Source organism: Segeticoccus sp. (genome assembly GCF_035708005.1).
The window spans coordinates 1-7,112 of sequence record NZ_DASSTI010000033.1 but is presented as its reverse complement, the minus strand read 5'-3'; the positions used below and the strand labels follow the sequence as shown (position 1 = coordinate 7,112).

Below are 7,112 nucleotides of genomic sequence, written 5' to 3'. Positions count from 1 at the left end.
CCGTTGATCACCACGACCGCGCGCTCGACGAGGTCCTGGTGCTCGTGCTCCTCCAGCCAGTCGAGGGTGAGCGCGGCCGCACGCCCTCCGTCGATCCCGGCGCGCAGCACCACGACGAGCTCGTCGGCCTCCGACAGCAGGCCCTGGTTGGCGCTGTCGAGGATCCCCGTCCCGGTGTCGAGCAGGATCAGGTTGTAGAAGTGGTCGAGCATGCCGATCAGCCGGTGGTAGTCGCTGCGGTCGAGGGCCATCCCGATGCGCGGGTCGTCGTCGGAGGCGAGCACCTCCAGGCGGGACTCGTGCGCCTGGGAGAGGTAGGAGCGCAGGTCGGCGTAGCTCTCGATCTTGTCCATGTCGGCGAGCACGTCGGTGATGGTGCGGCCTCGCGGCGGCGCGACCCGGTGGGCCAGGTTGCCCGCGTCGGGGTTGGCGTCGACGGCCACCACTCGGTCGCCGCGCACGGTTGCGAGCACGCCGCCGATCGCCAGGGTCATGGTGGTCTTGCCGACCCCGCCCTTGCGGCTCATCACCACCACGCGCCGGGATCCCTGGATCGGCGTGCACAGTCGCCGCTCGATCTCGGCGTACCGCCGCTCGTCGGGACCGGGCCCCGTGTTGAGCCGACCGCGGGAGGCGCGGTACACCGTCCGCCGCCAGCCGACCTCCGGTCGTGGGTCACGACGGGGCAGCATCTCCGCGTCTGTGAACGCGGAGGCGGTCAAGGTGCCCGGGGGCAGCGGGGTGCTCGCGCCGGTCGCCTCGGCGTCGGGCCGGGGTGCCATGGGGGCGGTCAGCGAGCTGTTCTCATCGAGGCTGGTCGTAGGAAGCATCCGGTCCCCCTTCGGGTTTCGGGAAGGGCGAACGTGGCCCCCGACACTTCGGGGGCCACGCGGGTTCACCAGTGGTGCACCGTGTTCGTCATTCGACGCGGTGGCACGTGACCCGGGCGTGACAGCCGCGTGACAGGTCCGTGACAGCGGGCTCCGCCCCCCGGGAGCGCGCTCGGAGATTGGTGTGATCGATGTGGTCAGCGGTGCGATCCGTGCTACAACGGTTCTTGGGGGAATTCGGACCAACGTCCACATTGGGGACATCGTGGAGCAACCGGGGGGACCGGTCGCCGATGCCGACGGCGTGCTGGTGATCAGCGTCTGGAGGCACGGCGCGGGTGGCGCGATGCTGGCCCGGATCACCGGGGCCGGCACGGCCGCGACCCCGGACGTGCGGGCGGTGACGAGCGCCGACCAGCTGCACTCTGCTCTCGACGAGTGGCTGGCCGCCCTGGGCATCTGAGGCTTCCGCGGGGGGGCATTCGGCCCATCTCGGGAGCAGTCCACCGGCTTCGCAGACCTCAGCCTTGACACCTGCACCATCCGCCTCAACAGTGAAAGCTGTCGCGGATTCGTCGGGGGTCCGGCGGGTGTGCGCATCCCAGCGGGGAGGGGGCTGAGATGCCAGGAGTCGGCGTCACGGTCGCAGCCGGCCGGCTGCAGCTCAGGCTTTTCGGATGCTTCGACGTGCGCGTCGAGGACCACTCGGTCGAGATCGCCCGTCGCGAGCAGCGGCTGCTGGCCTTCCTGGCCCTGCGCGGCCGGCGGTCCCGGTCCTACGTCGCCGGGATGCTGTGGCCGGACACCCCCGAGCACCGGGCGCTGGCCAGCCTGCGGGCGGCGGTGCTGCGCAGCAGGAAGCTGGTCGGCGACATGCTGGAGGTGGGCCGGACCTCTCTCGCGCTCGCCCCCGAGGTCAGCGTCGACGTGCAGGACATGCTGCACAGCCTGGGCGGGATCGGGCAGTCGCCCGACGGCGACGCCCGGGAGGCGCTGGTGCGGCTCGCCTCGGCCGACCTGCTGCCGGGCTGGTACGACGACTGGGTGCTGTTCGAGAAGGAGCGGCTGCAGCACATCCGGATCCGGGCGCTCGAGGCGCTCGCCGAGCGCGAGCTGCTCGGCGGCGAGCCGGAGCTGGCGCTGACTGCCTCGCTCGAGGCGGTCGCGCTGGAGCCGCTGCGGGAGAGCGCGCACGCGATCGCGATCCGGGCCCACCTGCGCGCCGGTAACCCGGCCGCCGCGGTCCAGGAGTACGAGGGCTACCGGCGCCGGCTGCAGACCGAGCTGGCGATCGCGCCGTCACCGGAGCTGGCCCGGCTGGTGCCGATGGCCCGCATCCCGCGCCCGCGCGGGTGACGCCGCTTACCTCTCCTGCGGGCGGATCGGCGGCTTGATGTCGAGGATCGGTGTCCCGTCCACGACCTCCAAAGAGCTGACCCGGAGGCGCCCCGGCTGCACGGCGAGCACGGTCACGCGGTGCAGACCGACGGGGTTGGGGCGGTTGGGTGACCGGGTGCTGAAGACGCCACGCTCGGGGCCGCCGGGGTCGTCACCGGGCACGGTGGAGAGCTCGTCGCGGGGCGAGAGGTGCAGCCAGGTGAACAGCAGGATCTCCTGGCCGGGTCGGAGGTCGCGGGCGCCCTCGACGATCTCGGAGTCGAGGACCAGCCAGGCTGGGGGAGCGCCGTCGCGGCCGGACTGGTTCGGTGCCTCGTCCACTTCGGTGAGCGTGGACTCGACATGGCCGATCGGCCGGACCGTGTAGCCGGTGCTCATCTAGTCGGCCTCGGTGAAGGCGGCGCGTTCTCGGGCCTGAGGAATGGTGGGCTCGAAGAGCTCGACCAGGTTGCCCGACGGATCCTCGGCGAGCGCCTGCCGACCGCCGACCCCGTCGATGATCCCGCTGCGGAAGGCCACGCCCGCCGCGCGCAACGCGGCGACGGTCTCCTCCAGGTCCTCGACCTCGAGCGCGAAGCGGTTCCACCCGCCCGGGTGCTGCGCGGTGCCGTCGGCCATCGGCCTCGACCCGCCGCCGGGCTGGTCGGCAGTCACCGGCGAGACCAAGTTGAGGCGCAGGTCATCGCGCACCAGCATCGCGAACTGCGGCGCCGGGTGCATGACCACCCGGAATCCCAGACGCTCGCTGTAGAAGCCGATCGCGGCGGTCACGTCGTCGACGATGTAGCGCACGGTGGCCATGCGGCACCACCCACTCTCAGAACGGCCCTTCCGAAGGGCCGCTGCCACGATATCGCCGCCGCGCTCAGGCGGTCGCCTCCACGGCGTCCGGCACCTCCGCGACCAGGACCGTGACCCCGGCGGTCCCGAACCGCTCGAGCATCGCCGGGTCCGCGCCGGAGTCGGTGACCAGCGTCCACGGCGGGTCCAGCGGCGCCCACGCCTCGAACGGCGCCACGCCCAACTTGCTGGCATCGGCGAGCACGACGACGCGCCCGGCCGACCCGGCCATCAGCTCCTTGAGATGGGTCTGCTCCAGCGTCGCCTCGCAGATGCCGCGCCGGGGATCGAGCCCGTCTGCGCCCAGGAAGACCGTGTCCGCGGTGATCCGGCGCAGGGCCGCCTCGGCGAGCGGGCCGACCAGTCCCTGGCTGATGCGGCGGACCCGTCCGCCGAGCAGGTACAGCTCGATGTCGGGCACCGGCTCCAGCTCCTCGGCGGTGCTGAGCCCGGAGGTCACGACGGTCAGTCCCGACCTGCCGCGCAGCGCTGCGGCGAGCCGTGCCACCGTCGTACCGGCGTCCAGCAGGAGGGTCTGGTCGTCCTCGACGAGGGAGGCGGCGAGCCGGCCGATGGCCTCCTTGGCGGCGCGGTGCTGCCGGGCCCGTTCGGCCAGCGGGGCCTCCGAGACCGCCTGCAGGCCGGCCACCGCACCGCCGTACGTCCGCACCACCCGGCCCTCCGACACCAGCCGGCCCAGGTCGCGCCGGATCGTCGAGACCGTGACCCCGAGCGTGGCGGCCAGGTCATCGGCACGGTTCACGCCCTGGGTCACCAGCGCGAGCAGCCGCTCGCGGCGCTCGTCGCCGCTGAGCCCGCCGGACATCTCACGCACCCGCGCCGGCGCCCTCTGGGGCAGCGAGCTCCGCGGCCTGGCGCATGGCCTCCACCATGCTGCGCTCGTCCGCCTTCCCGGTCCCGGCGATGTCGAAGGCGGTGCCGTGGTCGACGCTGGTGCGGATCACCGGCAGCCCGACGGTGATGTTCACGCCGGCCTCGAGGCCCATCACCTTGATCGGGCCATGCCCCTGGTCGTGGTACATCGCGACCACGAGGTCGAAGTCGCCGCGGCCGGCCCGGAAGAACACGGTGTCGGCGGGCAGCGGTCCGAGCGCGTCGATGCCTTCGGCGCGCGCCTGCTCGAGGCCCGGCGTGATCTTCTGCTCCTCCTCGCCGCGTCCGAACAGCCCGTTCTCGCCCGCGTGCGGGTTGATGCCGCAGACCGCGATCCGCGGCTGCTCGATGCCGGCCTTCCGCAGGGTGTCGTAGCCACGGCGCACGGTGCGGTAGACCAGGTCCGGCTCGATCTTGTCTACCGCGTCGACCAGGCCGATGTGCGTGGTCACGTGGATGACCCGCAGGTTCGGGGCGGTCAGCATCATCGACACCTCCGGGGTGCCGGTCAGGTGCGCCAGCAGCTCGGTGTGGCCGGGGAACTTGTGGCCGGCAGCGTGCAGCGCCTCCTTGTTGAGCGGTGCGGTACAGATCGCATCCACCTCGCCGGCGACGGCCAACGCCGAGGCGCGTTCGATGAACCGGTACGCCGCCTCGCCGGCCGCCGCCGAGAGCTCACCGAACGGCAGGTCCTCCGGGACGCCGCCCACGTCGAGGACGGCGAGCCGTCCCCGGCCCGGGATCGCCTTGCGCGGGTCGCTGACCGCCTCGAGCTCCACGTCGACACCGCACCGCGCGGCCGCGCGCCGCAGCCGCGCCAGGTCACCCACGACCACCGGCGTGCAGAAGGAGGCCAGGTCGTGGTGGGCGGCTGCCTTGACGACGACCTCGGGGCCGATCCCGGCCGCGTCTCCCATGGTGAGTGCGATCACTGGTCGATTGCTCATCGAAGCCCTTCCTGATCGTGGTCGGTTCCAACTCTGAGTATTCCAAGGGACCGGACCAGCGTTCCGGCGTCGCCGAAGGCGCCCGCCTTGGTCACGATCGTGCTACCCGGGCCGCCGGTCAGGGTGCTGTGCACGACCCCGGGCTCCAGCTCGGCGTGCACCTCGAGCCCGTGGGCGCCGGCCGCCAGGGCCAGGGTCAGGGCCGTCTCCCCGCCGGTCGCGACTATCGCGGCGGGACGAGCCGCGGCGACGACCGGGGCGAGCACAGCACCGAGCGACTCGACGACGCGGCGTCCGTGGCCCGGCTCGATGCGCCCGTCGGAGAGGATCCTGACCACCACGTCGCGCCCGTCCGCCAGCAGACCCGTGGCCCGCTCGGCGAAGCGGTCGGCCTGGCCGTCGAGCAGCGCGCCGGCGGGGACGGCCACCTCGGCGGCACCGGCCGCCACGAGCGTGTCCGCCTGCGCGGTGGCCACGGTGGTTGCGGAGCCCACGATGACCAGCGCGGGCCCCTCGACGCCGGTCGGTCGGTTCCCGGCTGGGCGGCTGCTCGTCTCGTTGGTCCCCGGCGCCGGGGTGACGCGCGCCAAGGCGGCGCCCAGCCCGCCGGAGCCGACCCAGAGCACGTCGTGCGGGAGGGCCGCGCCGGCCCGCACGACCTGGTGGAGATCCTCGTCGGTCTCGGCGTCCACGACGGCCACCGTGGGCTCGTCGGCGGCGAGCCGCAGCAGCTCCTCCTGGCCGCGGCCCGCGCGCACGGCGTCCAGACCGACGTTGACGACCCGGAGCCCGGTGAAGCAGTCGGCGACGTAGCCGATCCGGCTGCCCGCGGCCCACTGCACGCCGCCGCGGGTCTGCCGTCCCGCCGCGGGGAAGGCCGGCGCGCAGAGAGCCAGGGTGCCGCCGAGCACATCGAGGGCGGCGGTCGTCTCCGCGCCGATGTTGCCGCGCATGGTGGAGTCGATCTTCTTCATTCGCAGTCGCGCCGGCGGCGCGGTCCGCAGCGCGGCGGTCACGGCGGCGGCCGCGTCCCCGGCCGTGTGGCGCCGGGAGTCGGTGTCCAGGGCGAGCACGGCCGGCGGGCGTTGTGCCGGCCCGCGGCCTGCCTGTCCGCGGTGGTGGTTCGGCCGTGTGCCGGCGAAGGCCACCTGGGTGGGCCGACCCGCCGCGGCGAAGGCCACGGCGGTGTCGGCCGCGCCGGTGAGGTCGTCGGCGACCACGAGGGCCTCGACAACCTCATCGGCAGCGGTTCTGCTCTGCGTCATGCACGCTGCCCGTCGGTGGCCAGGGTGCCCTCCGGCCGGCCCGCCGGCGCGGCCGGGTCGGTGGTCGCACCGGACTCGGTCAGGGCTGCCGCGTCGCTGGCGGTGGCGTCGGGCACGCCGACCCGGCGAGCCCACCAGGCGGTGAGGAACGGCACGCACACGGCGGTGACCACGACGCTGGTGGCCACCAGCAAAGTCGCCTGGGCAGCGGCCGGCTGGTAGGCGGGATTGGCGGAGGCCACGATGGCCGGCACCGCCGCGGCGTTGCCCGCGGTGGAGGCGGCGGCGAGTCCTGTGGTGCCCTTCCCGCCGGTGGCCTTGTCGGCGACGAACAGGAACGCTCCGGTCACCGTCACCACCACCAGGCCGAGCAGGATGCCCAGCAGGCCGGTCTGCCAGATGCTCGCCAGGTCGATGCCGGCGCCCAGCGAGAAGGCGAAGAACGGGATCATCACCGGGACCGCTGCACCCAGGAACCCGCGCAGCTGCTGGTCCAGGCTGCCCAGCACGATGCCGACCAGCAGCGGAAGGATCGCGCCGAGCAGCGCCTGCCAGGGAAAGGCGGAGAGCCCCGCGGCCCCCAGCGTCAGCATCGTCAGGAACGGCCCGGACTCGATGCTCATGATCGAGTACGCACCGACGTCCTCGCCCTTCCCGAACTGCCCCATCAGCGCCATGTAGAGGCCACCGTTGGTGTCGTTGAAGGCGGCCACCACGGCCAGCGTGGAGATCCCGGCGAAGAAGCCCGAGGTCACCGGGGTCTCGCCGAGGAACCGGCCGAGGATCACCCCGATGACGACCGCGACGAGCACCTTGGTCAGGAACAGCGCGCCGCCCTTCTTCACGATGTACGGCGTCTGGCGCACCTCGATGGTCGCGCCCATGCAGACGTAGAACACCGCGAGGATGGGGAGCGCGCCGTCGCTGAACAGCGCTCC

At 73.2% G+C, this 7,112-nt stretch carries 9 protein-coding genes; 2 read left to right on the top strand and 7 right to left on the bottom strand.

Translation table 11 applies throughout. The features are described from left to right. A partial coding sequence (locus VFL99_RS03880; protein WP_325105017.1) for a MinD/ParA family ATP-binding protein occupies positions 1-830 on the bottom strand: 830 nt, incomplete at its 3' end. A gap of 265 nt (positions 831-1,095) precedes the next feature. On the opposite strand from VFL99_RS03880, the gene VFL99_RS03875 reads away from it, so the two are divergent. Together VFL99_RS03875 and VFL99_RS03870 are read left to right on the top strand one after the other, a co-directional pair. Then, positions 1,096-1,293 carry a hypothetical protein gene (locus tag VFL99_RS03875; RefSeq protein WP_325105016.1) on the top strand — a complete coding sequence of 66 codons (198 nt, stop codon included), beginning with the start codon at positions 1,096-1,098 and terminating at the stop codon, positions 1,291-1,293. Positions 1,294-1,451: 158 nt separating this feature from the next. Next, a complete protein-coding gene (locus VFL99_RS03870; protein WP_325105015.1) occupies positions 1,452-2,186 on the top strand; it encodes an AfsR/SARP family transcriptional regulator in 735 nt (244 codons plus the stop codon). 6 nt (positions 2,187-2,192) lie between these two features. Here the strand turns inward: VFL99_RS03870 and VFL99_RS03865 are convergent, their stop codons facing one another. From VFL99_RS03865 to VFL99_RS03840, 6 genes are all read right to left on the bottom strand, one after another. Beyond that, positions 2,193-2,606 (bottom strand): SAM-dependent methyltransferase, encoded by a 414-nt coding sequence (locus tag VFL99_RS03865; protein ID WP_325105014.1) that lies wholly within the window; start codon positions 2,604-2,606, stop codon positions 2,193-2,195. After that, positions 2,607-3,029, bottom strand: a complete 423-nt coding sequence (locus tag VFL99_RS03860; protein WP_325105013.1) for a VOC family protein — start codon at positions 3,027-3,029, stop codon at positions 2,607-2,609. A gap of 64 nt (positions 3,030-3,093) precedes the next feature. Then, positions 3,094-3,894: a DeoR/GlpR family DNA-binding transcription regulator gene (locus tag VFL99_RS03855; RefSeq protein WP_325105012.1), complete on the bottom strand. Its 801-nt coding sequence runs from the start codon at positions 3,892-3,894 to the stop codon at positions 3,094-3,096. Between the two features lies 1 nt (position 3,895). Beyond that, a complete protein-coding gene (pdxA, locus tag VFL99_RS03850) occupies positions 3,896-4,909 on the bottom strand; it encodes a 4-hydroxythreonine-4-phosphate dehydrogenase PdxA (protein WP_325105011.1) in 1,014 nt (337 codons plus the stop codon). Then, positions 4,906-6,174 carry a four-carbon acid sugar kinase family protein gene (locus VFL99_RS03845; protein ID WP_325105010.1) on the bottom strand — a complete coding sequence of 423 codons (1,269 nt, stop codon included), beginning with the start codon at positions 6,172-6,174 and terminating at the stop codon, positions 4,906-4,908. The genes pdxA and VFL99_RS03845 overlap by 4 nt, the downstream gene beginning before the upstream one ends. Continuing rightward, a partial coding sequence (locus VFL99_RS03840; RefSeq protein ID WP_325105009.1) for a 2-keto-3-deoxygluconate permease occupies positions 6,171-7,112 on the bottom strand: 942 nt, incomplete at its 5' end. The genes VFL99_RS03845 and VFL99_RS03840, both read right to left, overlap by 4 nt.

What these genes read in the sequence shown, in the direction of transcription:
- VFL99_RS03870 (WP_325105015.1), top strand. Translation starts at nt 1,452, where the DNA reads ATGCCAGGAGTCGGCGTCACGGTCGCAGCCGGCCGGCTGCAGCTCAGG.
- VFL99_RS03865 (WP_325105014.1), bottom strand. Translation starts at nt 2,606, where the DNA reads ATGAGCACCGGCTACACGGTCCGGCCGATCGGCCATGTCGAGTCCACG.
- VFL99_RS03860 (WP_325105013.1), bottom strand. Translation starts at nt 3,029, where the DNA reads ATGGCCACCGTGCGCTACATCGTCGACGACGTGACCGCCGCGATCGGC.
- VFL99_RS03855 (WP_325105012.1), bottom strand. Translation starts at nt 3,894, where the DNA reads ATGTCCGGCGGGCTCAGCGGCGACGAGCGCCGCGAGCGGCTGCTCGCG.
- pdxA (WP_325105011.1), bottom strand. Translation starts at nt 4,909, where the DNA reads ATGAGCAATCGACCAGTGATCGCACTCACCATGGGAGACGCGGCCGGG.
- VFL99_RS03845 (WP_325105010.1), bottom strand. Translation starts at nt 6,174, where the DNA reads ATGACGCAGAGCAGAACCGCTGCCGATGAGGTTGTCGAGGCCCTCGTG.